At 41.0% G+C, this 22,705-nt stretch carries 25 protein-coding genes and 1 other RNA gene; 13 read left to right on the forward strand and 13 right to left on the reverse strand.

Going from position 1 to position 22,705, the window contains the following annotated elements; translation table 11 throughout:
- Positions 1 to 22 precede the first annotated feature (22 nt).
- Positions 23 to 346: a Zn(II)-responsive metalloregulatory transcriptional repressor CzrA gene (gene czrA, locus AC07VD_RS13815; protein ID WP_003231284.1), complete on the reverse strand. Its 324-nt coding sequence runs from the start codon at positions 344 to 346 to the stop codon at positions 23 to 25.
- A gap of 192 nt (positions 347 to 538) precedes the next feature.
- On the opposite strand from czrA, the gene AC07VD_RS13820 reads away from it, so the two are divergent.
- The gene (locus AC07VD_RS13820; RefSeq protein ID WP_003231283.1) at positions 539 to 1,216 is read left to right on the forward strand and encodes a lysozyme family protein; all 678 of its coding nucleotides are present in this window, start codon (positions 539 to 541) and stop codon (positions 1,214 to 1,216) included.
- An 89-nt stretch (positions 1,217 to 1,305) separates the two neighbouring features.
- On the opposite strand, the gene AC07VD_RS13825 is transcribed toward AC07VD_RS13820, so the two are convergent.
- Positions 1,306 to 1,842, reverse strand: a complete 537-nt coding sequence (locus AC07VD_RS13825; protein ID WP_003231280.1) for a DUF420 domain-containing protein — start codon at positions 1,840 to 1,842, stop codon at positions 1,306 to 1,308.
- A 136-nt stretch (positions 1,843 to 1,978) separates the two neighbouring features.
- Positions 1,979 to 2,761 carry a VLRF1 family aeRF1-type release factor gene (locus tag AC07VD_RS13830; protein WP_024573290.1) on the reverse strand — a complete coding sequence of 261 codons (783 nt, stop codon included), beginning with the start codon at positions 2,759 to 2,761 and terminating at the stop codon, positions 1,979 to 1,981.
- 170 nt (positions 2,762 to 2,931) lie between these two features.
- Here AC07VD_RS13830 and AC07VD_RS13835 point away from each other — a divergent pair, with 170 nt between their 5' ends.
- From AC07VD_RS13835 to desR, 5 genes are all read left to right on the forward strand, one after another.
- The gene (locus AC07VD_RS13835) at positions 2,932 to 3,429 is read left to right on the forward strand and encodes an N-acetyltransferase (protein WP_024573291.1); all 498 of its coding nucleotides are present in this window, start codon (positions 2,932 to 2,934) and stop codon (positions 3,427 to 3,429) included.
- A gap of 63 nt (positions 3,430 to 3,492) precedes the next feature.
- Positions 3,493 to 4,470 (forward strand): S66 family peptidase, encoded by a 978-nt coding sequence (locus AC07VD_RS13840; protein ID WP_494721841.1) that lies wholly within the window; start codon positions 3,493 to 3,495, stop codon positions 4,468 to 4,470.
- 161 nt (positions 4,471 to 4,631) lie between these two features.
- Entirely contained in the window at positions 4,632 to 5,690 is a 1,059-nt protein-coding gene (gene desA / locus AC07VD_RS13845) for a Delta(5) desaturase DesA (RefSeq protein ID WP_004399588.1), read from the forward strand.
- A gap of 119 nt (positions 5,691 to 5,809) precedes the next feature.
- Positions 5,810 to 6,922: a two-component sensor histidine kinase DesK gene (desK, locus tag AC07VD_RS13850; protein ID WP_015251908.1), complete on the forward strand. Its 1,113-nt coding sequence runs from the start codon at positions 5,810 to 5,812 to the stop codon at positions 6,920 to 6,922.
- An 18-nt stretch (positions 6,923 to 6,940) separates the two neighbouring features.
- Entirely contained in the window at positions 6,941 to 7,540 is a 600-nt protein-coding gene (gene desR / locus AC07VD_RS13855) for a two-component system response regulator DesR (RefSeq protein WP_004399356.1), read from the forward strand.
- 601 nt (positions 7,541 to 8,141) lie between these two features.
- On the opposite strand, the gene AC07VD_RS13860 is transcribed toward desR, so the two are convergent.
- The 6 genes from AC07VD_RS13860 to AC07VD_RS13885 form a co-directional block, all read right to left on the reverse strand.
- Positions 8,142 to 9,005: a LysM peptidoglycan-binding and 3D domain-containing protein gene (locus AC07VD_RS13860; protein ID WP_003231267.1), complete on the reverse strand. Its 864-nt coding sequence runs from the start codon at positions 9,003 to 9,005 to the stop codon at positions 8,142 to 8,144.
- Between the two features lie 247 nt (positions 9,006 to 9,252).
- On the reverse strand, positions 9,253 to 11,028 hold the full coding sequence (recQ, locus tag AC07VD_RS13865; RefSeq protein ID WP_494721840.1) for a DNA helicase RecQ: 1,776 nt from the start codon (positions 11,026 to 11,028) through the stop codon (positions 9,253 to 9,255).
- Positions 11,029 to 11,169: 141 nt separating this feature from the next.
- Positions 11,170 to 11,356: non-coding RNA, 6S RNA (gene ssrS, locus AC07VD_RS13870), on the reverse strand.
- 236 nt (positions 11,357 to 11,592) lie between these two features.
- Positions 11,593 to 12,219, reverse strand: coding sequence for an FMN-dependent NADH-azoreductase AzoJ (gene azoJ, locus AC07VD_RS13875; RefSeq protein WP_003231260.1), 627 nt, complete (start codon positions 12,217 to 12,219; stop codon positions 11,593 to 11,595).
- A gap of 150 nt (positions 12,220 to 12,369) precedes the next feature.
- Positions 12,370 to 12,861: a TraR/DksA family transcriptional regulator gene (locus AC07VD_RS13880; RefSeq protein WP_494721839.1), complete on the reverse strand. Its 492-nt coding sequence runs from the start codon at positions 12,859 to 12,861 to the stop codon at positions 12,370 to 12,372.
- Positions 12,862 to 12,935: 74 nt separating this feature from the next.
- A complete protein-coding gene (locus AC07VD_RS13885) occupies positions 12,936 to 13,268 on the reverse strand; it encodes a hypothetical protein (protein WP_024573296.1) in 333 nt (110 codons plus the stop codon).
- Between the two features lie 77 nt (positions 13,269 to 13,345).
- Between AC07VD_RS13885 and AC07VD_RS13890 the strand changes: the two genes are divergently transcribed.
- Entirely contained in the window at positions 13,346 to 13,573 is a 228-nt protein-coding gene (locus tag AC07VD_RS13890; RefSeq protein ID WP_015383862.1) for a hypothetical protein, read from the forward strand.
- Here AC07VD_RS13890 and yocM read toward each other — a convergent pair.
- Positions 13,560 to 14,036 (reverse strand): salt stress-responsive protein YocM, encoded by a 477-nt coding sequence (yocM, locus tag AC07VD_RS13895; protein ID WP_003231255.1) that lies wholly within the window; start codon positions 14,034 to 14,036, stop codon positions 13,560 to 13,562. The two genes, AC07VD_RS13890 and yocM, sit on opposite strands and share 14 nt — an antisense overlap.
- Positions 14,037 to 14,102: 66 nt before the next feature.
- On the opposite strand from yocM, the gene AC07VD_RS13900 reads away from it, so the two are divergent.
- Positions 14,103 to 14,366 carry a hypothetical protein gene (locus AC07VD_RS13900; protein WP_004399338.1) on the forward strand — a complete coding sequence of 88 codons (264 nt, stop codon included), beginning with the start codon at positions 14,103 to 14,105 and terminating at the stop codon, positions 14,364 to 14,366.
- Between the two features lie 4 nt (positions 14,367 to 14,370).
- Positions 14,371 to 14,604, forward strand: a complete 234-nt coding sequence (locus AC07VD_RS13905) for a hypothetical protein (protein WP_003231251.1) — start codon at positions 14,371 to 14,373, stop codon at positions 14,602 to 14,604.
- An 86-nt stretch (positions 14,605 to 14,690) separates the two neighbouring features.
- On the opposite strand, the gene AC07VD_RS13910 is transcribed toward AC07VD_RS13905, so the two are convergent.
- Together AC07VD_RS13910 and AC07VD_RS13915 are read right to left on the reverse strand one after the other, a co-directional pair.
- Complete coding sequence (locus AC07VD_RS13910) at positions 14,691 to 15,035, reverse strand: PH domain-containing protein (protein WP_003220141.1); 345 nt, start codon at positions 15,033 to 15,035, stop codon at positions 14,691 to 14,693.
- 356 nt (positions 15,036 to 15,391) lie between these two features.
- Positions 15,392 to 15,595, reverse strand: coding sequence for a DUF6501 family protein (locus AC07VD_RS13915; RefSeq protein WP_003231245.1), 204 nt, complete (start codon positions 15,593 to 15,595; stop codon positions 15,392 to 15,394).
- Positions 15,596 to 15,823: 228 nt separating this feature from the next.
- Between AC07VD_RS13915 and dhaS the strand changes: the two genes are divergently transcribed.
- The 3 genes from dhaS to AC07VD_RS13930 all read left to right on the forward strand — a co-directional run bounded on the left by dhaS (position 15,824) and on the right by AC07VD_RS13930 (position 20,145).
- On the forward strand, positions 15,824 to 17,311 hold the full coding sequence (gene dhaS / locus AC07VD_RS13920) for an aldehyde dehydrogenase DhaS (protein ID WP_153256127.1): 1,488 nt from the start codon (positions 15,824 to 15,826) through the stop codon (positions 17,309 to 17,311).
- A gap of 100 nt (positions 17,312 to 17,411) precedes the next feature.
- Positions 17,412 to 19,310 (forward strand): sporulenol synthase, encoded by a 1,899-nt coding sequence (sqhC, locus tag AC07VD_RS13925; RefSeq protein ID WP_494721838.1) that lies wholly within the window; start codon positions 17,412 to 17,414, stop codon positions 19,308 to 19,310.
- Positions 19,300 to 20,145, forward strand: a complete 846-nt coding sequence (locus tag AC07VD_RS13930) for a superoxide dismutase (RefSeq protein ID WP_015251901.1) — start codon at positions 19,300 to 19,302, stop codon at positions 20,143 to 20,145. Before sqhC ends, AC07VD_RS13930 begins: the two co-directional genes overlap by 11 nt.
- Before the next feature lie 32 nt (positions 20,146 to 20,177).
- On the opposite strand, the gene AC07VD_RS13935 is transcribed toward AC07VD_RS13930, so the two are convergent.
- Positions 20,178 to 21,515 (reverse strand): sodium-dependent transporter, encoded by a 1,338-nt coding sequence (locus tag AC07VD_RS13935; protein ID WP_017697160.1) that lies wholly within the window; start codon positions 21,513 to 21,515, stop codon positions 20,178 to 20,180.
- Positions 21,516 to 21,733: 218 nt separating this feature from the next.
- Here AC07VD_RS13935 and AC07VD_RS13940 point away from each other — a divergent pair, with 218 nt between their 5' ends.
- On the forward strand, positions 21,734 to 22,699 hold the full coding sequence (locus tag AC07VD_RS13940; RefSeq protein ID WP_494721837.1) for a bile acid:sodium symporter family transporter: 966 nt from the start codon (positions 21,734 to 21,736) through the stop codon (positions 22,697 to 22,699).
- Positions 22,700 to 22,705: the final 6 nt, after the last annotated feature.

Here is a 22,705-nt window from a genome sequence, read left to right on the forward strand (position 1 = left end):
GAGTTAAGCAAGGATGTCTTTTTCAATCATGCTGTGTATGATGGATCATTTGCTGAAGAACATCTAAAACATGTTCATCCTCGGGAGAGTAATAAATCGATGTTCCTTCTCTGCGCGATTTGACAAGTCGAAGATTTTTTAAAAATCTAAGTTGGTGGGACACTGTGGATTGCAGTAAATTCAGCTTTTCTGCAATTCCGTTTACTGCATGCTCACCCTGGGACAATAAATGGAGAATCCTGATTCGGGTAGGATCAGAAAGCGCTTTGAATGTTTGCGCGACTAGAAACAGCGTCTCCTCGTCCAGATCAGCAGCCGATTGTTCCGTTTCTCTAAATTCAGTCATATGTATCACCTTTCTTTATTCATAGTTTTATCTTATAACAAATGCTCTTGAGTGCAAACCAGCCTGCTTGTATTCCATTTCAATCTCATAGTTTAAATTTATGTTTCAAATCAGGTTTTTACTTGGTCTGATATACCGTCTTATGTCATAATAAAAAGGTCATACTGCTCCAAACATTGAGGGTGAAACACAGTGAAGAAAAAGAGAAAAGGCTGTTTCGCTGCTGCGGGTTTTATGATGATTTTTGTCTTTGTCATCGCCTCTTTTTTATTGGTCCTGCTTTTTTTCAACCGGGATTTAATCAAAAAACTTCCGATCGATACGAAAACGATTGTTTTGGAACGTTTAACCGATTACAAACCCTTGGTGGAAGAAGAGCTTGAAAGCCAAGGACTCTCTAATTATACATCACTCATATTAGGCATGATGTATCAGGAGTCAAAAGGAAAAGGCAATGATCCCATGCAGTCCTCTGAATCTCTGGGGTTAAAACGCAATGAGATAACAGACCCTCAACTCAGTGTTAAACAAGGCATCAAGCAATTTACCCTCATGTACAAGACCGGTAAGGAAAAAGGCGTGGATTTGGATACCATTATTCAAAGCTACAACATGGGGGCAGGTTACATTGATTTTGTAGCTGAACATGGAGGAACGCATACTGAGGAATTGGCAAAACAATACTCCGAGCAGCAAGTCAAAAAAAATCCTGATCTGTATACTTGCGGGGGAAATGCGAAAAATTTCCGCTATCCGTATTGCTACGGTGATTATACGTATGCAGAAAAAGTAAAAGAAAAAACAAAAACTGTTGAAGAATCTTTGCAGGTTGCAACACTTGAAACCATGGAATCCAAGGCTCATGAATAAGAGTCTATCAATTTACTGACAAAAGCCCAAAAATAGATTTGGGCTTTTGCCATGTTTACATGTAAAAAAAGCCATACTGAGTATGGCTTTTAATAATACGGTGAAATCATCAAATATACAATAACGCCTGTAAGGCTTACATACAGCCATAGAGGCATTGTCCATCTCGCAATTTTTTTGTGGCGCTCTACCTGCATGCTGAACCCTCTGATCAGCGTAAACAGCGCAAGCGGCACAATGATTGCAGAAAGGCAGATATGTGTAATTAAAATAAAGAAATAAATCGGGCGCATAATACCTTCTCCGCCATAGAGCGTGTTTTCCGCAATCGAGTGGTACGTCACATAGCAAATCAAAAATAGTAAAGTTGTTGTGAATGCGGCCAAAATAAAGCGTTTGTGAGCTTTGATATTTTTCTGTTTAATCATAATCAGCGCGGCCAATAAGAAGATAAACGTAAAGCTGTTGAATATCGCATTCAGCATTGGCAAAATGTGAATATTCGCATGGCTGAACTGATCTAATTTAGGCATGAAAAACAGCACTGCGATTAAACCGTTAATCAGAACTGTCAGCGTAAGGACAATTCCCGTGTAATTTTTCGGTTTATTTTCTGTTTGGTTCATTTGGTGACCTCTCCTAATTTGTACTGGCTATCCAAATCGTATGCAAATTCAAAGAAGATGTCAACGGTTTCGAGTGCTTCGTCAGAAATTAGACACACTTCAAAGGCCGGAGGCTATTAGCCCCGGCCTGTTAGGTTTACGCCTCTTTTATCAAATGTTCAATGACCTTATGTTCATTTTCATTCAGCAGGTTCTTTTGAATTTTCGAATGAATGGGTTTATTCATATGCTGATCCAAGATATCGGCCGTTTCTTTATCCCCGGCAATAACCATTCGTTCCCATCTTTTCGCGGCAGCTTTTTGATCAAGGCTGGCAGCCAGCCGCTTATACAGTCTCGATTGGTTCTCTGTTACATGTTCCCTCATCCGGTTCTCTTCAAATCGTGCCGCTTTGTCTACAGCTGAATGGCAATTCTTCCAAGATTCATTGATCATATCATACTCATAACGCTCCACCGCCTCAATTTTCCCTAAAACGGTTTCAATAATTTTCACTTCATGCTGCTGAGTTAAAATAAACGCCGTACTTGGGTATGTCTGGCGCAAACCCTTTAGCTGATCCAGGACAGCTGTTTCTTCCCAGTAAAATCTTGTATCTACAGGGACTTGAAGCTTAATAGGCTCCCATATGCCGCTGTCGGAAACAAAAAACACGAGACTGCGGGGCATGTCTTTTCCTATTGCATTCAAGTATTGATTCATTTTAGCCCTGATTCCATCCAGACACTTTTCCTCCTCTGGATCACTAACTGCCAAATACTCTTTTAATCGGCTGAATCCTGACTTTAGGGCAATCTTCCATTCTCCCCCCTGCTGCTCTGGATCTCTCATGTCTGTATTGAGATACAGGGAGAGAATTTTATCCGGCGGTTCCAATTGGACATACTGTAATTTGTTAATCAATGAATCAATCGCCATTCTGATTCCTCCTTTTTCACAGGTTAGTTTTCTTTTTCCTCTCTTAAAAACGATCAAACCTGACTTTGCGCTAATTTCTAGTAATAATGGAATTGTTGTTTACAATACGCCTCTCTTCTAATACAATTGGTAACTGTGTTTCTAAGCTGATTTTTGAAAGGAGTTTGATCTTGTTTACTATTAAAGAAAAAAATCGTCAAGAGCTTGAAGAAGAATTAAATGATTTAGAATTTCAAATTTATCGCATGCAGGAGAATATGAAGGATTTATCTAAAGATGCCAAAGTGCTTGGTATTGATCAATCGAACAATGAAGAATGGATGATTGTTTCCTCGATTGATGATGGCCAAACATGCAAAATTATGCTAACTGATTGTAAAACAGCTTACCGAGGAAAAGGCTGTTTTTCACTTGTAGCGTCTTACAAGGACGATGCCATTCATATAGGCGATATAAAAGGCCCTCCGAATCACGGGTTTGGTTCCATTTGCATGAAATATTTAAAAGATATAGCAAGAGACCACAATATACCGAAAGTCACAGGAGACATCGCCAAACGGGATTGGAATCATGTAGACCGGCTGATTCACTTTTATGAAAAACATCAATTCAAAGTATGTATCGATCATGATACCCAATCCGGTAGCATTAAGTGGGTTGATTTGTAAAAAAGTCTGGAAGAAAGAGCCAAGATATGCTGTAATGGTATAAAACCATTGATGGAGGGTTCTATGTACGCCTCAAAACTGAAAATGGGAGACGAAATCCGGATCGTGTCTCCCGCGACCAGCATGTCTATATTATCAAATGAAGCAAAAGCCCAAGCAAAAACGGCGTTAGAACGCTTAGGTTATCGGGTAACCATCGCTGAACACGCAAATGAATGTAACGAATTTGATTCATCCTCTATCGAGTCAAGAGTCCAAGATCTGCACGCTGCCTTTTTTGATCCAGGCGTCAAAGCGATTTTAACGACACTCGGAGGGTTTAATTCAAATCAGCTGCTGCGTTATCTTGATTACGAGAAAATCAAACGACATCCAAAAATTCTGTGCGGCTATTCCGATATAACCGCTCTTTGCAACGCTATTTATCAAAAAACGGGTCTTGTTACGTATTCAGGTCCCCACTTCTCAACATTTGCAATGAAAAAAGGACTCGATTATACAGAGGAGTATTTTCTTTCTTGCTGCGCTTCGGACGACCCGTTTGAAATTCTTCCTTCAAGTGAGTGGAGCGATGACCGCTGGTTTTTGGATCAAGAAAACAGGCGTTTTTATCCTAATAACGGCCCTGTTGTAATCCAAGAAGGTTATGCGGAAGGCACTTTAATTGGCGGAAACTTATGCACGCTTAATTTGCTGCAGGGAACGGAGTATTTTCCTGAAACAGAACATACTATTTTATTGATTGAAGATGATTATATGTCAGACATCCACATGTTTGACCGCGATCTGCAATCACTCATCCACCTCCCCGCTTTTTCACATGTAAAGGCGATTTTGATCGGCAGATTTCAGAAAGCATCAAACGCATCAATGGATCTTGTAAAAGCCATGATCGAAACAAAAAAAGAATTATCCGGCATCCCGGTCATCGCAAATATAAATGCCGGACATACCTCGCCAATTGCCACGTTCCCTATAGGAGGAACATGCAGGATTGAAGCTATTTCGGGCACATCACGAATATGGATTGATAAGCATTAATCAGCTTGTAAATTTTTTTACAAGCTTTTTTAGCGCAATCGGTTATGCATGCCGCACGAGACATGACAAATGTCATATAGGAGGCATGATGTGTGCTACTACAAAAGACTTCTCTCATTAGCGTATACTGAACCGAGACACACAATGAGAGGATACTTACTATGACTGAACAAACCATTGCACATAAACAAAAACAGCTGACAAAGCAAGTCGCTGCATTTGCTCAGCCTGAAACAAAAAACAGCCTGATTCAGCTTTTGAACACGTTTATCCCATTCTTCGGCCTGTGGTTTCTTGCTTATCTCAGCCTTGATGTCTCCTATCTTCTTACGTTAGCATTAACGGTAATTGCCGCAGGTTTTCTAACAAGAATTTTTATCATCTTCCATGACTGCTGCCATCAATCTTTTTTCAAACAAAAACGCTATAACCACATTCTCGGTTTTCTGACAGGTGTCCTGACTTTATTCCCGTATCTTCAATGGCAGCACAGCCATTCGATTCATCATGCAACTAGCAGCAATCTGGATAAACGCGGAACAGGAGACATCTGGATGTTAACAGTAAACGAATATAAAGCTGCATCCAGACGAACAAAGCTTGCATACAGACTTTATAGAAACCCGTTTATCATGTTTATTCTCGGACCGATTTATGTTTTTCTGATCACGAACCGTTTTAACAAAAAAGGCGCAAGACGCAAGGAACGTGTAAACACATACCTTACGAATCTGGCAATTGTCGCATTGGCTGCCGCTTGCTGTCTGATCTTTGGCTGGCAATCGTTTTTACTGGTGCAAGGCCCGATATTTCTGATTTCAGGTTCAATCGGTGTTTGGCTGTTTTATGTGCAGCATACCTTTGAAGATTCTTATTTTGAAGCGGATGAAAACTGGAGCTACGTTCAGGCTGCTGTTGAAGGCAGTTCATTTTATAAACTCCCGAAACTGCTTCAATGGCTAACAGGCAATATCGGTTACCACCACGTTCATCATTTGAGTCCAAAGGTGCCTAACTATAAGCTTGAAGTTGCTCATGAACATCACGAACCATTAAAAAACGTACCGACAATCACCTTAAAAACAAGCCTGCAATCACTCGCGTTCCGTCTATGGGATGAAGATAACAAACAGTTTGTGTCATTTCGGGCTATAAAACATATACCTGTAAGCCTTCCGCCTGATTCACCAGAAAAACAGAAGCTGCGGAAGAATGCCTGATGATAAAGGAGGTCTTCTAATATACTAGAAGGCTTCCTTTTTATTGTTGGAGGGTGCATTCTGGCTTTCACAATGATAAAGTTACAAGTAAGATGAAAAGCTGAAAATGAGGTAAGATCATGATTAAAAATCATTTTACATTTCAAAAACTAAACGGGATTACGCCCTATATATGGACGATATTTTTCATCCTCCCCTTCTACTTTATATGGAAATCATCATCTACATTTGTTATTATTGTCGGCATCATTTTGACGCTTTTATTTTTTTCGGTATATCGATTTGCTTTTGTCTCAAAAGGCTGGACCATTTATTTGTGGGGATTTTTATTAATTGGCATTTCAACCGCCTCCATTACCCTGTTCAGTTATATTTATTTTGCTTTTTTTATCGCGTATTTTATTGGAAACATTAAGGAACGCGTCCCTTTTCATATTTTATATTATGTCCATTTAATAAGCGCAGCCGTCGCAGCCAATTTCAGTCTCGTATTAAAAAAGGAATTCTTTCTGACACAAATTCCTTTTGTCGTCATTACCCTCATCAGCGCAATTTTATTGCCCTTTAGTATAAGAAGCCGCAAGGAGCGCGAACGGCTTGAAGAAAAGCTCGAGGATGCAAATGAACGGATTGCAGAACTGGTAAAATTAGAAGAACGTCAGCGAATTGCCCGCGATCTCCATGATACGCTTGGGCAAAAACTTTCTCTTATTGGGTTAAAAAGCGACTTAGCAAGAAAATTGATTTACAAAGATCCCGAACAAGCAGCTCGTGAACTGAAAAGTGTTCAGCAAACAGCGCGAACTTCTTTAAATGAAGTAAGAAAAATCGTTTCCTCTATGAAGGGCATACGGCTCAAGGATGAATTGATCAACATCAAACAAATTCTCGAAGCAGCTGACATTATGTTTATCTATGAAGAAGAGAAATGGCCCGAAAATATCTCATTGTTGAATGAAAACATTTTGAGCATGTGCTTAAAGGAAGCTGTCACAAATGTCGTCAAACACAGCCAGGCTAAAACTTGCCGAGTTGACATTCAGCAGCTCTGGAAGGAAGTTGTGATTACAGTGTCTGACGATGGAACATTCAAAGGAGAAGAAAATTCCTTTTCAAAAGGACATGGCTTACTCGGGATGAGAGAACGGCTTGAGTTTGCAAACGGAAGCCTTCACATCGATACCGAAAACGGAACCAAGCTTACCATGGCAATTCCTAATAATTCAAAATAAACATAAAGGATGGCTTATATGATTAGTATATTTATTGCAGAAGATCAGCAAATGCTGCTGGGCGCTTTAGGATCACTTCTAAACCTAGAAGACGATATGGAAGTCGTAGGCAAAGGTACAACCGGCCAAGATGCTGTTGATTTTGTCAAAAAACGCCAGCCTGATGTATGTATTATGGACATTGAAATGCCCGGAAAAACAGGGCTTGAAGCTGCTGAGGAGCTAAAAGATACAGGCTGCAAAATTATCATCTTAACCACCTTCGCCAGACCCGGTTACTTTCAGAGAGCTATTAAAGCTGGCGTTAAAGGCTATTTGTTAAAAGACAGTCCTAGTGAAGAGCTGGCCAACGCCATCCGTAGCGTCATGAATGGAAAACGCATCTATGCACCTGAGCTGATGGAGGACTTATACAGCGAAGCTAACCCTCTTACAGATAGAGAAAAAGAAGTGCTTGAACTTGTGGCTGACGGTAAAAACACAAAAGAAATCGCTCAGGAACTCAGCATCAAAAGCGGGACGGTGCGGAATTATATCTCAATGATTCTAGAAAAGCTTGAAGTGAAAAATCGAATTGAAGCCATTACCCGGTCAAAGGAAAAAGGCTGGTTTAAATAAAAAAGGATCTTGGCATCTGCCAGGATCCTTTTTGTTAACCTGAAATTCCCGTTTGAGAACCTCGCCGCAACCAGAATTAAATTGATCCATATCCTCGCTCCTATACCCGCTGAACGATTGCTTGGTTAACAGCCCAATAAAAGACTGGATTGAATGATATCCCTGTTAAAATGGTCGGCCATTGCACATCAGCAGAATTTCTGATATTGATTATTTTGTATTTTCAGTATGACAAAGTTGTGCCACTTCGCTCCCGAAGCTGCCATGCCCAACTGCAAGAGCCTAATATCACAATAAAAAACCGTCTGAAATCAATCCGATTCCGTTCCGTAAATGGTATCTGCTACATCCAACTGCTTATTATCTGCCAAAAACACCAGCTCGTTTCGCTGATCAAAGATATTAACAACCAGCTATAAATGTCATGATGCCGAATGTCTCTGTAATGTGGAATCAATCATTTAACCCGAGAGCCCCTGAATCGCACATAAAGAGAAAAACGGGACCACTTTCTTTTATCAGCATATGATATAAACAGCTCTAAGCAGAACAAAAAAAGACACAAGCCAAAAGCTCATGTCTTTTATCACAATCTATATTATTAGTTTAAGACTTTAACACTTACAGTTTTGACGCCCCAATTAGAAGCATCACTTTTACTTGGTACAAATACGTCGATTTTATTTCCTTTAATAGCGCCGCCAGTGTCTGCTGCTGTTGCTTCCCCGTAGCCTTCAACATAGACTTTAGAACCTAGCGGAATTACATTAGGATCAACCGCAATAACTTTCGCATTCGGGTTCTTATTTAAGTCAATGCCTGTAGCTGTAACGCCGGAAATGCCGCCGTCGTTAGCAGTGTAAGCAGTAGCAGTAACTGTTAGTTCTTTTGAAGCTTCTTGATTATTTGTATTTGATTGAACAGCCTTCTCCTCTGTGTTAACAGAAGTTTCTGCCTCAGCCTTTGTTTCTTGTTTAGGTTGCTGTTGTACAGCTTCTTGTTTAGGTTGCTCTTTTTGCACAGCCTCTTGTTTTGGCGCAGCTTGAGGTGCGTTTGTTTGCGCATTCTCAGTAGCTGTGTTTGCTGCTGTTGCCTGACCTTTTACTGAAAGAGTTGATCCAGCATAGATCATGTCAGAGCTTAAGTTATTCCAAACTTTCAGGTTGTTGACTGTCGTGCCGAATTTTTGAGCAATCTTAGAAAGCGTATCTCCCGCTTTAATTGTATATTGCCCAGTCGTGGTTGTTTCTTCTGAAGAAATGGTCAGTTTTTCTCCTGCAATGATTTTATCAGAAGTTAACTTGTTCCATTCTTTTAAGTCCTTTAGGTTCACTCCATTTTTCTGAGAGATTCCCCAGAGCGTATCACCCTTTTGCACCGTAATTTCTTTTGCAGAAGCGTGAGCTCCGAATGCAGTTGTTGAAAGTGCAGCAACTGCCACAAAGGACATAATCGTCTTCTTCATAAGTAAATCCTCCCTTGTTAGCTTTTTATTGGCGGCTAACAGGTGATATCGTAACACACGTAAATGTCAAATCAATAACAAAAAGATATGATTTAGATTACAGTTCCTTTACATGAAGGATTTCTCTCTGATGGAAAGACTTGCTGAACCCTTGATATAATAGGCTTCGCAGGTCTTTTTATTTTGAGGCAAAACAGAGAAAATAAAATGTGTTTTTTATAGAAAAAAAGATTGTTTTTCTGTTTTTTTAGTCTGTCATCCTTGCATAAGCTTGTATTTCTTGTAAAAAAAGCCGGCCGTATTTTGCTCTTTTTTGTTCTCCGACTCCTTTTATAGACAAAAGTTCATCATCATTTACGGGCTGTTTTCCTGACATTTCTTTTAACGTTTGGTCAGAGAAAACAACAAATGGCGGAACACCCTGCTCAGCCGCAATTTCTTTCCGAACCATGCGCAATCGTTCAAATAGCTCGTCATTTTCAGTAATCGCTGCCGCTTTTAACGCTTCTTTTCTCGCTACTGATAATTCTCCTTTCAGCACATTCCTTCCTTTACTGCTGACAAAAAGAGTCGGAAACGTTCCGTCTGACATCCTGATGAAGTCGTCAGAAATAAGAAATTCGATAAAATCACTGATTTCGCCAACGGATTGGTGTTTTAATATCCCGTATGTTGAAAGGTCTGAAAAGCCATTTTCAAGAACTTTTTTATTTTTGGAGCCGGCAAGCACCTGGGCAACCATCGTCTTGCCAAACCGTTCTTTCATGCGAATGATACAGGATAAGACCATTTGCGCCTCCCGCGTCACGTCATGGGCCGCTCTTGTATCGGTACAGTTTCCGCACTGTCCGCACGCATCAGGCTCCTTTTCTCCGAAATACATAAGGATAAAACGCTGCAGACAATCTTCCGTATGACAGTAGTCGACCATTTGTCTCAGTTTTTTTAAATCCTGCTTTTGTTTCTCTTCATGTTCTGATTGCTCAATTAAGAAGCGCTGCACCATAATATCCTGCGGTGAAAACAGGAGAACACATTCACTGGCAAGACCGTCCCGTCCAGCTCGTCCTGCCTCTTGATAATAGCTTTCCATATCTTTCGGAATTTGTGCATGCAGAACAAATCTGATATTTGATTTATCAATACCCATTCCAAAAGCAGAGGTTGCCACCATCACTTGAAGCTCATCATTAAGAAACCTTTCCTGCTGCTCTTTTCTCTCATCATCAGCCATACCTCCATGATACCGGCCTGCCCTGACATGGTTTCGTTTCAATCTCTCATATATCCGATCAGCTTCTTTTCTGGTCGCTGTATAGACAATTCCTGCTTCATGCCTGTTGTTTTGCACATATTCGTCTATAAACCGATCTTTATTTTCTCCTTTTACTACTTTAAAGGTTAAATTCTCTCGGGAAAATCCGGTATATACCGTGTTTTCTTTTTGAATATGCAGCTGTTTGCAAATATCATCATGAACCTCGGGTGTGGCTGTTGCTGTTAACGCCATGATGACAGGCTTGTCGTGTAATTCACGGAACAAGATTTCAATATTCCTGTAGCTTGGCCTGAAATCATGGCCCCATTGAGAAATACAGTGCGCCTCGTCTATTGCGACCAAAGGAACATCTATGCCCTGCAAAATCCGGATAAATTCTGTGGACGTTAGTCGCTCTGGTGTAATGTAAAAAAGCTTATAAGCCCCTTCTTTGAGTCCGTTCAGCCTCTCATATATTTCCTGATTGGATTGTGTGCTGTTAATGTAGGCGGCGTTAATCCCCGCTTCTTCTAACGCATCAACTTGATCCTTCATCAAGGAAATCAACGGTGATATGACGATCGTCGTCCCTTCAAACATTAATGCCGGAATTTGATAGCAAATCGATTTGCCGCCTCCCGTCGGCATAATGCAGGCCGTATTTTGCCTCGCTTCCATCACCAAGCGGATCGCTTCATCTTGGCCGCTCCGAAACTTCTCATAACCAAAATAATGAGCCAGAAGGGATTGGGCTCTATGTAACATAACGTGTAAACCTCGCTTTTCCTTGAATTTCTCCCATCATATCATAAAAAAGCGGCCTTCATTTCTTTCACACAAAAATGGAATATTCACTATACCAAACCTTTTTAGATAAAATAAAAAGCCATTTCCGAAAAGGAAATGGCTTTCGCTACGTCTTGCCGTATGCAAGTAAGAAAGTTTTAAACCACCACTCCTCAAAGTGGGTGTTTGCAGAAACGTTCCTGTCGTCCTCTGCAATGGAGGCATGACATTCCGGCTTCGATATAAAACTCCCTATTACAGCTTAAAGGTTAAAACTTAATTAACAATACGCACAAAGTAGCTTCTTTAATATAGTACACCATCAGGCGGTTTTAATCAAGAGGTCAGAACAATTGTTTAGAAAAACTTTTTCCAGTGAATAAAACTGCTTTTTCTCCAAAATACCTGACAATTCGACAAACAAAAAATATATTACAATAAAAAAAACAGCCTTTTTCGCTAAAAGTGAATGATTATTTTCTTCTATATTAATGTGTATATACAAAAAGACTCCTATTTGTAACGATAGGAGTCTTGGCTTTATTAGAATTTTGCAGCAAGATCTTTTGCTTCTTGTAAACCTTTTTCAACGATTTCTTGCGCTTGATCAGGTGCTGCGTTATGTCCTTCGATGACAACTGTGTGCAAGTCTTGAACACCCCAGAAACCAAGAACTGTTTTCATGAAGTTTAATGACATTTCAAGTGCAGCCATTGGTCCTTCTGAGTAGACACCGCCGCGAGCGTTAAGAAGCGCAACTTTTTTGCCGCCCATTAAACCGACTGGTCCTTCTTGTGTGTATTTGAATGTAACGCCTGCGCGAGACAGATAATCAACATAAGTATGAAGCACTGCTGGCACTGTGAAGTTCCAAAGCGGGAATGCGAAAACAACTTTGTCAGCTTTTACAAACTGGTTCAGATATTTGTCAGCAATTGCTGCTTGTTTTTTCTCATCTTCTGTCATTTCCATTCCTTGACCTGCTTTAAATGTTCCGTTAATCATATCTCTGCCAAGGTAAGGAAGGTTTTCCTTATGAAGATCTAATTCAACCACTTCATCATTAGGGTTGTTTTCTTTATAAGCAGCTAAGAAAGCTTCGTAAAGTTTAGTTGAAACGCCTTCTTCAGCTGTACGGTCGCTTGATTTTACAAATAAAACTGTAGACATTTGTATTCCTCCCGGTAAACTTTTTATATTTACTTACAAATAGTATGTTACTTTCTTTTTTACGCAAAGTCAATCACTTTATTTTGAATATGAGATTTTTTTTCAAAAAAAAGCAAGTACATCTAATATCGGTGTACTTGCTTGGCATTTTTACTTCGAATCTTGTTCACGATCCAAGATTTCATACGTCTGCGAGCTTTTTTGATCAATTGTTTCTTTGTTGGATAAGTCTTTTACCTGTTCATGAAACTCTCTTTCATAAGAAGGAGCATCTGTCTCCAGATCATCCTCCACATCAGCTTGGGCCTCAACTGTCATTCTTGCATAAGGAACAGCTTCAAGTCTTTCGTAAGGAATCTCTTGGCCGGTTTTTTCACACACGCCATAAGTTCCTTCTTTCATCTTTTGTAATGCACGGTTGACCTCCTCTAACAGCTCCCGGTCAATCTCTTTCACTGTTTGGTCTGTCATCCGGTCTGTGACGAGCGTCCCGTGATCTGCCATATGGTTGTCAACCCCATTGGAAAGCTCCCCCACTTCTTCCGTCATTGATTCTGTTTCCTTTTTCTCGCCAGACAATTCTTTTTGCATATCGAGCAATTTATGATAGAGATGCTGTGTTTGTTCTTTTGTCAGTGCCATGTATATCCTCTCCTTTCTATCCTGTTTCCCGTTTTGCCTTCTGTCAAACATGGGAACATCGATGGAAAGATGAGCTACTGCCTTTTTGAACGGATCGTGACCGCTGGCGTCGATGGTGCTTCGGGTTTTCGTTGGCACTTTTTGTTCTTCTCTTCTGGCGGTATATAATAGGTTGCGCCTATATTTAATCTGCCGCTCAGTTCATCAATGGTCAGCTCGCCGAATTCAAGATGATAGTCAATTTTTTCGACATTCAGCGTTTCAATATGTATATAGGTTTCTTCAGACTCCTGTTTGCTGCTTTGTTTCTGTTTCTCAAGCACTGAAAGTCTTTCTTCACATTCACGCAGTTTGTCAAGTTCTGGTTTCAAGCAATGCCTGATCAGCGACCGGAACATTTTTTTCATGACATCACGACCCTTTGCATACTCCTCTTTCGTCTACATATATAATGAGGTATATCCCATAGAAAGGAGAGGTTTTCATGCTTCCGACTAACATCAATATTTCTCATCTCAAGACTAACTCGATAGGCACCGGCTCATCCCTTACCTTTGGTTCTGCGGAGTTAAGGAACAGGTGCTCTGCTATCAAAAGAAATAACGGTTTTGGGGAACAAAATGCAGATGTTATTGTCATGGTCATTCCGATTGAATCAATTGATGACCGTGATGGGGCAGATGCACTCAGTATGAAAATCAATCATCAATAACAATGGTTTTCGCTTGACCTTCGTCTTTTTGAATGGTGATGTATAGGATTCCGTCTTTAAAAATGGCATTCATCTTTCCATGAAGATGGTCGGAAAGCGGAATTTTCTTTTCAAAACTTCCGTATTTCCCTTCTTTTTGGCGAAAGTCCTGTTCATTAAAATAGGAAAAGCGCTGCCCCTTCACCACTAAATAATCTCCGTACGATAATATGTGAACGTCTTGTTTACGATAGCCTGGAAGATAAATTAAAAACTGCACTTCCGCAACGGTATCTACAATATCCATGCTCGGAAATGAAGCATCTCCTTTCCCTCGCTGATCTTGCTGCGCAAACGGAAACGGAGATTGGCCATTTGTCATAAAAGGGGTTTTTTGGTCTTCATCAAATACCTGTTTCCAAAAGTCACCGCCGTACATCTGCTGTGCGAATTCCATCCACTGCTTCATCTTTTCGAAATCCATTTGAAGCCCCCTGTCTTAACATACTTTATAACCGCCAGCATACAACTATAGAAAGGAGGTTTGCCTGTGGTTCAACCAACTCCGTATATCAATATTAATATTTTCATGCTGAAAATTAATTCCTTTGAAAATGCTTCAGCGGTTAACGTAGGACAAAATTTATTGGCAGAATGGCAAAATTCAGATAAAAAAAATCAAGGCTACGGACAGAATTTTGGAGATGCGAGCGGATTTATGGGCACGAGAAGCCATGTGGATGACAGAGACCAAATTGATTCTCCGGCCTCTTTTGAAAGTGAAGCGGTTAACTCCTCAATCAAAAGGAAGTGATGAGATGTTCTTTTCTCCCTCCGTCGTGAATGTCGGCGGATTTAAAATCAATACGATGGACCGTGGTTCCTCTTTAACACTCGGTCCGTATCAGCAGGTCGATTACTTTTTATCAGCTAAAATAAATCAAGGGTTTGGAGAAGAAAATGGCGACTTTACTCCTCTTGTCGTACCGATTTCAAATGTATTAGATGCAGATCTTGTTGATTCGAACTCAGCGAAAAACAGTGTGGTGTAATAAGAACAGGGTGCACATGCCCTGTTCTTATTTTTATATATAAAAAAAAGCCTAACCATTTTTTGAACGGCTGGCTCATCAAATATTCAGCTGCACAAATGCTTTGTCAGCACCGCCTGAACCTCGCTTAAATCGGTGTCTTTCGCAAATTCTAATTCGAACGTTTTGCTTCTTGTCATCAATAAAAGCCCAGTGTCCGGATCAAACATTCCCGCTTCTTGGATGGCAAAGCTTTCAATTGTTTTATATGGAAGAAATACACGAACCTTCTTTTTGGAAAACATTTTATTGTCAAAGAAAATGATCCGCTTATTTGTAAAGCAAATTTGGTCCACTCGGAGCTTATAAATCGATTCTATTCTTTCCCCTTCAACGAGCAAAGCCTCAAGCTTCTTTGCGTCCGTTGATCTGCTAACAGAAAAAATACCCAATGAAGAACCCCTCTTTCTGCATTTATCTATTTGTTTTATCATTCACTACATAAAAATAAGTCCTTTATCCCTATATAAGAATACGACATAGAAGACATTTAAACCATTACGAACAGATTACATTTTTCAAATTTTTGATTTGTTTTTTGGCTTTTAAGCTGTTGTCATCAAGTAATACGCACAGATAGAGAAAAAAGTTTCAATATTCAGCAATGTTTTTATAAAAAAGTGGTTTTTAATGATTTTTTTAATTTTGTTTTATATTTCCTGTTTTAACCACAAAAAAACCGCAGCTGAGCTGCGGTTTTATGTATCGACTGCTTTTAACAAAATCTGTTTGATGCTTCAAGGAAGCATTACATCTCTTCGAAGTATTCTTTATAATAGCCGCCGACTTTGTTCGTATTGTCGACCACAAAGAGAAACTCCTCTGTTTCATTTTTTACTTCATATTCTTTTCCCGGCGTTAAAACGCGGTTTACGATATATTTTTTTGCGTTTGTCTGCACACACTTTACTTTTTTAATTGTTTCTTTTTCAAGCCAATTTTTATGAATCATGATGAAATCTCCTTTTCTTATCTATAAGCTTATTGTAGCTTTTTTCTTTTGTAAATTGCAATATCGGTTATTCATTGATTTTGCCTTGATTTCTATTATAGAATATTTGTATACGCTTACGTTTGAAGCAACTATCACAGCTTATTTCTGCTATTCAATCCAGGAATCAATGTCTATCACCAAGAATCTCAGAACAGACCATAAAAAATGACTGGAGGTTTGTTACGGATGAGTTCTTTAACGATGCAAGTGACGAAAAGGCTGGAGACATTTTTACAGGGAACAAAGAAGCTTTATATTGACGGAAAGTTTGTTCCGAGTGCCTCAGGGGCAACCTTTGACACTCCAAACCCGGCGACCGGCGAAACCTTGATGACGCTGTATGAAGCCCAGGCTGCGGATGTGGACAAAGCGGTTAAAGCTGCCCGGAAAGCCTTTGACCAAGGTGAATGGAGAACAATGTCTCCAGCTTCGAGAAGCAGACTGATGTATAAGCTGGCAGACTTAATGGAAGAGCATAAAACTGAGCTTGCTCAGCTTGAAACACTTGATAATGGGAAACCGATCAATGAAACGACTAATGGAGATATTCCGCTGGCTATTGAGCATATGCGCTATTACGCCGGCTGGTGTACAAAAATAACAGGACAGACGATTCCGGTTTCCGGCGCTTATTTTAATTATACGCGTCATGAGCCTGTCGGTGTCGTCGGCCAGATCATTCCATGGAATTTCCCGCTCCTGATGGCGATGTGGAAAATGGGTGCGGCACTTGCAACAGGCTGTACAATCGTCCTCAAACCGGCTGAACAAACACCGCTTTCAGCTCTTTATTTGGCAGAATTAATTGACCAAGCCGGTTTCCCTGCCGGTGTAATCAACATCATCCCAGGATTCGGTGAAGATGCGGGAGAAGCGCTGACGAACCACGAAGCGATTGATAAAATTGCCTTTACCGGTTCCACTGAAATCGGAAAGAAAATCATGTCCACCGCAGCGAAAAGCATTAAGCGTGTTACATTGGAGCTGGGCGGAAAATCGCCTAATATTCTTCTGCCGGATGCGAATTTGAAAAAAGCCATCCCGGGCGCTTTAAACGGTGTGATGTTTAACCAGGGCCAAGTCTGCTGTGCGGGCTCACGTGTCTTCATTCATAAAGACCAATATGATGAAGTTGTTGATGAAATGGCATCCTATGCTGAGTCACTCCGCCAAGGAGCGGGACTTCATAAAGATACTCAAATCGGGCCTCTCGTAAGCAAGGAACAGCATGAGCGCGTTCTTTCCTATATTCAAAAAGGAAAAGATGAAGGAGCAAAAGCAGTGACCGGCGGAAGCTGTCCTTTTGAAGCAGGATATTTTGTCGCACCGACTGTGTTTGCGAATGTTGAAGACGAAATGACCATCGCAAAAGAAGAAATTTTCGGACCCGTGCTGACTGCAATTCCGTACGAAACAGTCGATGAAGTTATTGAACGGGCAAACCATTCAGAATATGGGCTTGCAGCCGGACTATGGACAGAGAACGTCAAGCAGGCTCACTATATCGCGGACCGACTTCAAGCCGGAACCGTTTGGGTCAACTGCTATAATGTGTTTGACGCGGCGTCTCCATTTGGCGGTTATAAACAGTCAGGACTCGGACGAGAAATGGGATCATATGCCTTGGATAATTACACAGAAGTCAAAAGTGTATGGATAAACCTTGAAGACTAACATGTATGTTTAAAAAACTGCTGCCTGCCAGCAGTTTTTTTCTTTCTGTAATGGCAGTAAAAGACGCTGAATATATATGCTTCTGAAGGAGTTGAGCGTGATGGGCACACTTCAGGAGAAAGTGAGGCGTTTTCAAAAGAAAACCATTACCGAGTTAAGAGACAGGCAAAATGCTGATGGTTCATGGACATTTTGCTTTGAAGGACCAATCATGACAAATTCCTTTTTTATTTTGCTCCTTACCTCACTAGATGAAGGCGAAAATGAAAAAGAACTGATATCATCCCTTGCAGCCGGCATTCATGCAAAACAGCAGCCAGACGGCACATTTATCAACTATCCCGATGAAACGCGCGGAAATCTAACGGCTACCGTCCAAGGATATGTCGGGATGCTGGCTTCAGGATGTTTTCACAGATCTGAGCCGCACATGAAGAAAGCTGAACAATTTATCATCTCACATGGCGGTTTGAGACATGTTCATTTTATGACAAAATGGATGCTTGCCGCGAACGGGCTTTATCCTTGGCCTGCTTTGTATTTACCATTATCACTCATGGCGCTCCCCCCAACATTGCCGATTCATTTCTATCAGTTCAGCTCATATGCCCGTATTCATTTTGCTCCTATGGCTGTAACACTCAATCAGCGATTTGTCCTTATTAACCGCAATATTTCATCTCTTCGCCATCTCGATCCGCACATGACAAAAAATCCTTTCACTTGGCTTCGGTCTGATGCTTTCGAAGAAAGAGATCTCACGTCTATTTTGTCACATTGGAAACGCGTTTTTCATGCACCATTTGCTTTTCAGCAGCTGGGCCTACAGACAGCTAAAACGTATATGCTGGACCGGATTGAAAAAGATGGAACATTATACAGCTATGCGAGCGCAACTATATATATGGTTTACAGCCTTCTGTCACTTGGTGTGTCACGCTATTCTCCTGTTATCAGGAGGGCGATTACCGGCATTAAATCACTGGTGACTAAATGCAACGGGATTCCTTATCTGGAAAACTCTACTTCAACTGTTTGGGATACAGCTCTAATCAGCTATGCCCTTCAAAAAAATGGTGTGACCGAAACGGATGGCTCTGTTACAAAAGCAGCCGACTTTTTGCTAGAACGCCAGCATACCAAAATAGCAGATTGGTCTGTCAAAAATCCAAATTCAGTTCCTGGCGGCTGGGGGTTTTCAAACATTAATACAAATAACCCTGACTGTGACGACACTGCAGCCGTTTTAAAGGCGATTCCCCGCAATCATTCTCCTGCAGCATGGGAGCGAGGGGTATCTTGGCTTTTATCGATGCAAAACAATGACGGCGGATTTTCTGCTTTCGAAAAAAACGTGAACCACCCACTGATCCGTCTTCTGCCGCTTGAATCCGCCGAGGACGCTGCAGTTGACCCTTCAACCGCCGACCTCACCGGACGTGTACTGCACTTTTTAGGCGAGAAAGTTGGCTTCACAGAAAAACATCAACATATTCGACGCGCAGTGAAGTGGCTTTTCGAACATCAGGAACAAAATGGGTCTTGGTACGGCAGATGGGGTGTTTGCTACATTTACGGCACTTGGGCTGCTCTTACTGGTATGCATGCATGCGGGGTTGACCGAAAGCATCCCGGTATACAAAAGGCTCTGCGTTGGCTCAAATCCATACAAAATGATGACGGAAGCTGGGGAGAATCCTGCAAAAGCGCCGAAATCAAAACATATGTACCGCTTCATAGAGGAACCATTGTACAAACGGCCTGGGCTTTAGACGCTTTGCTCACATATGAAAATTCCGAACACCCGTCAGTTGTGAAAGGCATGCAATACCTTACCGACAGCAATTCGCATAGCTTCGATAGCCTTGCGTATCCAGCAGGGATCGGATTGCCGAAGCAATTTTATATTCGCTATCACAGTTATCCATATGTGTTCTCTTTGCTGGCTGTCGGAAAGTATTTAGATTCTATTGAAAAGGAGACAGCAAATGAAACGTGAATCTTATCAAACGGAGATGTTCAATTGGTGTGAAGCCCTGAAAGATCAGATTCAAAAGCGAGGTCAGCTTGACCAGTTTGAAGATCAAATCGACAAGATGATTGAGGCTCTGGAAGATGACCAAACAACAGAAGAAGATTGGTATAAACAGGCCGCTGCCCTTTATCGGGATATTACAGAATCAGATGATACAAGTGAAAGACGCGCTTATGTCCCTATAGGGAAACACGTGCTGCCAAAGCTTCCTTACAAATACTCCGCCTTAGAACCTTATATTTCACGCGATATTATGGTCCTTCATCATACAAAACATCATCAAAGCTATGTCGATGGCCTGAACAAAGCAGAATCAGAGCTTAAAAAAGCGAGAGCAACAAAGAATTATGACTTAATCACTCATTGGGAAAGAGAGCTTGCGTTCCATGGAGCAGGCCATTATTTGCACAGTATTTTTTGGTTTTCTATGCATCCAAACGGAAAGCGGCGTCCTACAGGAGCATTGTTCCAAATGATAGACCTTTCATTTGGAAGCTATTCCGCTTTTAAAGAACATTTTACCCAAGCCGCTAAAAAAGTGGAAGGCGTCGGCTGGGCCATTCTGGTCTGGGCACCTCGATCAGGACGGCTGGAGATTTTAACGGCAGAAAAACACCAGCTCTTCAGCCAATGGGATGTAATCCCCCTTTTACCGCTTGACGTATGGGAGCATGCCTACTATTTGCAATACAAAAATGACCGGGCCAGCTATGTCGATCACTGGTGGAATGTCGTGGATTGGCGCGAGGCAGAAAAACGTTTTGAGCAGGCAAAAGAAGTCGTTTGGAAGCTCTATTAAAAAAAGCCCCCTTTCCCCGGGGGCTTCGTGTTTTAAAAAATCCCTATCACATGCAAAAACACGATGATGATGGCAACAGGAGATAGATATCGAATGAGCAGCAGCCAAACCGCAAACCACTTTCGTTTGAGATTGGAACCGCTTTTCAGCTCGTCAAACAAATCCTGTTTCGGTATTTTTAGCGGGACAAAAATCGAAATCAGTAACGCACCTAACGGCATTAAAATATTGCTCACAAGATAGTCGGCCGCATCAAAAATAGACAGATGAAATATAGAGACGTCACTTAAGACACCGTATGATAATGCAGACGGCACACCGACAATAAAAATAGCAATTCCGCCTAACCAAGCGAATCGTTTTCTCTTATTGACATCGCCTTTCGAAAGTACTGCGACCAAAATTTCCAGCATTGAAAAAGCAGATGTCAATGCAGCAAATAAAAATAGAAGTAAAAATGCTAATAAAAAGATAATTCCGAACGGCATTTGATTAAACACAGTCGGCAGCACGTTAAATAACAGAACCGGGCCTTGGTCTGGTTTGAGGCCGAATGAAAAGACAGCTGGAAAAATCGCAATTCCGGCCATTACAGCAACAAGCATGTTCATAACAGTTACAGATACAGCGGACTGTACCAGATTTTCCTGTTTCTCTAAATAAGCGCTATACGTTACCATGACAGATACACCGACACTTAATAAGAAAAAGGATTGTCCCATTGCATATAAAATGGTATTGGCATCAATTGCAGTTAAATCAGGCATCAGGAAAAATTTGATTCCTTCCATCGCGCCATCAAGTGTAACCGAACGCACCATTAAAATGATGAATAATAGAAAAAGCGCCGGCATTAATACTTGGCTTGCTTTTTCAATTCCGCTGCTTACCCCTTTTGCAACAACTAAAATTGTTACCACCATAAAGAGCAGCTGGCCTCCTACAGCCAAATAAGGATTTGAAATGGTACTTGCAAATATCGTATCAAAACCAGATGTCTGCGATAAACCGCCAGTGAAGCCTTTTATAATATAAATTAAAATCCATCCGCCTACGACACTGTAGAAAGATAGAAGAATAAAGCACGTCACCATGCCTAAATAACCGATCCAATGCCACTTCGTTCCTGGAGCAAGTGTTTTATAGGACTGAACGGCATCTTTCTGTGTTCTTCTGCCTATGATGAATTCACCTAACAATAAAGGCAGTCCGATTAAAACCGTAAATAAAATAAAAATAAGTAAAAATGCGCCTCCGCCGCTGGTTCCGGCAACATATGGGAATTTCCATATCGCACCAAGCCCGATAGCTGATCCTGCCGCGGCTAAAATAAAGCCAAGCTTCGAAGACCATTGATTTGCTTCCTTCACCGTATCACTCCTATTTGATCTAACCATTATAAAGGTTCATTGTAAGAATATCTTCCTATATAGTCAAGAACATTTTGATTAGTTTACATCATATATCTATAGACATCTGCCAAAAACTAATATTGAATTATTCAGAAAATTATTTATAATAAGAGAATGTTATGAAATTTGTAAGAATTTCTGCTGAAGTTCTTGATAAGTGTGTTAGGAGTGTTTTTATGGACATCATTAGAAAAATAAGTCATTTTGCAGGACAAACCTTTGGCATATGGGTCATTGTTTTTGCAGTGCTGGGATTTTCTTTCCCATCTTTATTTACGTGGATCAGTTCTTATATTACGATTTTTCTTGGCATTATCATGTTTGGGATGGGCCTTACACTGCAAACCGATGATTTCAAAGAGCTGGTCAGAAAGCCTTGGCAAGTTATTATTGGAGTAATAGCTCAGTATACGATCATGCCGTTCGTTGCTTTCGGCCTCGCATTTGGGCTTCATCTTCCAGCTGAAATCGCAGTTGGTGTTATTCTTGTCGGCTGCTGTCCCGGGGGAACTGCATCTAATGTTATGACATTCTTAGCAAAAGGAAATACTGCCCTTTCTGTTGCGGTTACGACAATTTCTACCTTATTGGCACCTGTTGTAACACCGTTGTTGATTATGCTGTTTGCCAAAGAATGGCTTCCTGTCTCGCCGGGGTCTTTGTTTATCTCAATCTTACAGGCGGTTTTATTTCCGATCATTGCAGGTCTGATTGTCAAAATGTTTTTCAGAAAACAAGTGGCAAAAGCCGTACATGCCCTTCCGCTTGTTTCTGTCATTGGCATCGTTGCGATTGTCTCAGCTGTCGTCAGCGGCAATCGGGAAAATCTGCTTCAATCGGGGTTGCTCATTTTTTCAGTTGTTATCCTGCATAACGGTATCGGTTATTTACTTGGTTTTTTTTGTGCAAAGCTTTTAAAAATGGATTACCCGTCTCAAAAAGCGATTGCAATCGAAGTCGGCATGCAAAACTCCGGGCTTGGGGCTGCACTTGCCACGGCTCATTTCTCACCGCTATCGGCCGTACCAAGCGCAATATTCAGTGTGTGGCATAACCTTTCAGGTTCTATGCTTGCAACATATTGGTCAAAAAAAGTGAAAAAGAAACAAGCTGGATCCAAAAGCAGCAATCTATCACTTTAAATATGC

This window comes from Bacillus sp. GW821-FHT01G09, assembly GCF_059422205.1.

Coding starts and splice junctions, on each gene's coding strand:
- czrA (WP_003231284.1), bottom strand. CDS start 346: ATGACTGAATTTAGAGAAACGGAACAATCGGCTGCTGATCTGGACGAG.
- dhaS (WP_153256127.1), top strand. CDS start 15,824: ATGAGTTCTTTAACGATGCAAGTGACGAAAAGGCTGGAGACATTTTTA.
- AC07VD_RS13860 (WP_003231267.1), bottom strand. CDS start 9,005: ATGAAGAAGACGATTATGTCCTTTGTGGCAGTTGCTGCACTTTCAACA.
- AC07VD_RS13830 (WP_024573290.1), bottom strand. CDS start 2,761: ATGGCGATTGATTCATTGATTAACAAATTACAGTATGTCCAATTGGAA.
- AC07VD_RS13915 (WP_003231245.1), bottom strand. CDS start 15,595: ATGATTCATAAAAATTGGCTTGAAAAAGAAACAATTAAAAAAGTAAAG.
- AC07VD_RS13890 (WP_015383862.1), top strand. CDS start 13,346: ATGCTTCCGACTAACATCAATATTTCTCATCTCAAGACTAACTCGATA.
- desR (WP_004399356.1), top strand. CDS start 6,941: ATGATTAGTATATTTATTGCAGAAGATCAGCAAATGCTGCTGGGCGCT.
- sqhC (WP_494721838.1), top strand. CDS start 17,412: ATGGGCACACTTCAGGAGAAAGTGAGGCGTTTTCAAAAGAAAACCATT.
- AC07VD_RS13880 (WP_494721839.1), bottom strand. CDS start 12,861: ATGGCACTGACAAAAGAACAAACACAGCATCTCTATCATAAATTGCTC.
- AC07VD_RS13940 (WP_494721837.1), top strand. CDS start 21,734: ATGGACATCATTAGAAAAATAAGTCATTTTGCAGGACAAACCTTTGGC.
- AC07VD_RS13930 (WP_015251901.1), top strand. CDS start 19,300: ATGAAACGTGAATCTTATCAAACGGAGATGTTCAATTGGTGTGAAGCC.
- AC07VD_RS13825 (WP_003231280.1), bottom strand. CDS start 1,842: ATGAACCAAACAGAAAATAAACCGAAAAATTACACGGGAATTGTCCTT.
- AC07VD_RS13905 (WP_003231251.1), top strand. CDS start 14,371: ATGTTCTTTTCTCCCTCCGTCGTGAATGTCGGCGGATTTAAAATCAAT.
- desA (WP_004399588.1), top strand. CDS start 4,632: ATGACTGAACAAACCATTGCACATAAACAAAAACAGCTGACAAAGCAA.
- desK (WP_015251908.1), top strand. CDS start 5,810: ATGATTAAAAATCATTTTACATTTCAAAAACTAAACGGGATTACGCCC.
- AC07VD_RS13840 (WP_494721841.1), top strand. CDS start 3,493: ATGTACGCCTCAAAACTGAAAATGGGAGACGAAATCCGGATCGTGTCT.
- AC07VD_RS13885 (WP_024573296.1), bottom strand. CDS start 13,268: ATGAAAAAAATGTTCCGGTCGCTGATCAGGCATTGCTTGAAACCAGAA.
- yocM (WP_003231255.1), bottom strand. CDS start 14,036: ATGGATTTCGAAAAGATGAAGCAGTGGATGGAATTCGCACAGCAGATG.
- azoJ (WP_003231260.1), bottom strand. CDS start 12,219: ATGTCTACAGTTTTATTTGTAAAATCAAGCGACCGTACAGCTGAAGAA.
- recQ (WP_494721840.1), bottom strand. CDS start 11,028: ATGTTACATAGAGCCCAATCCCTTCTGGCTCATTATTTTGGTTATGAG.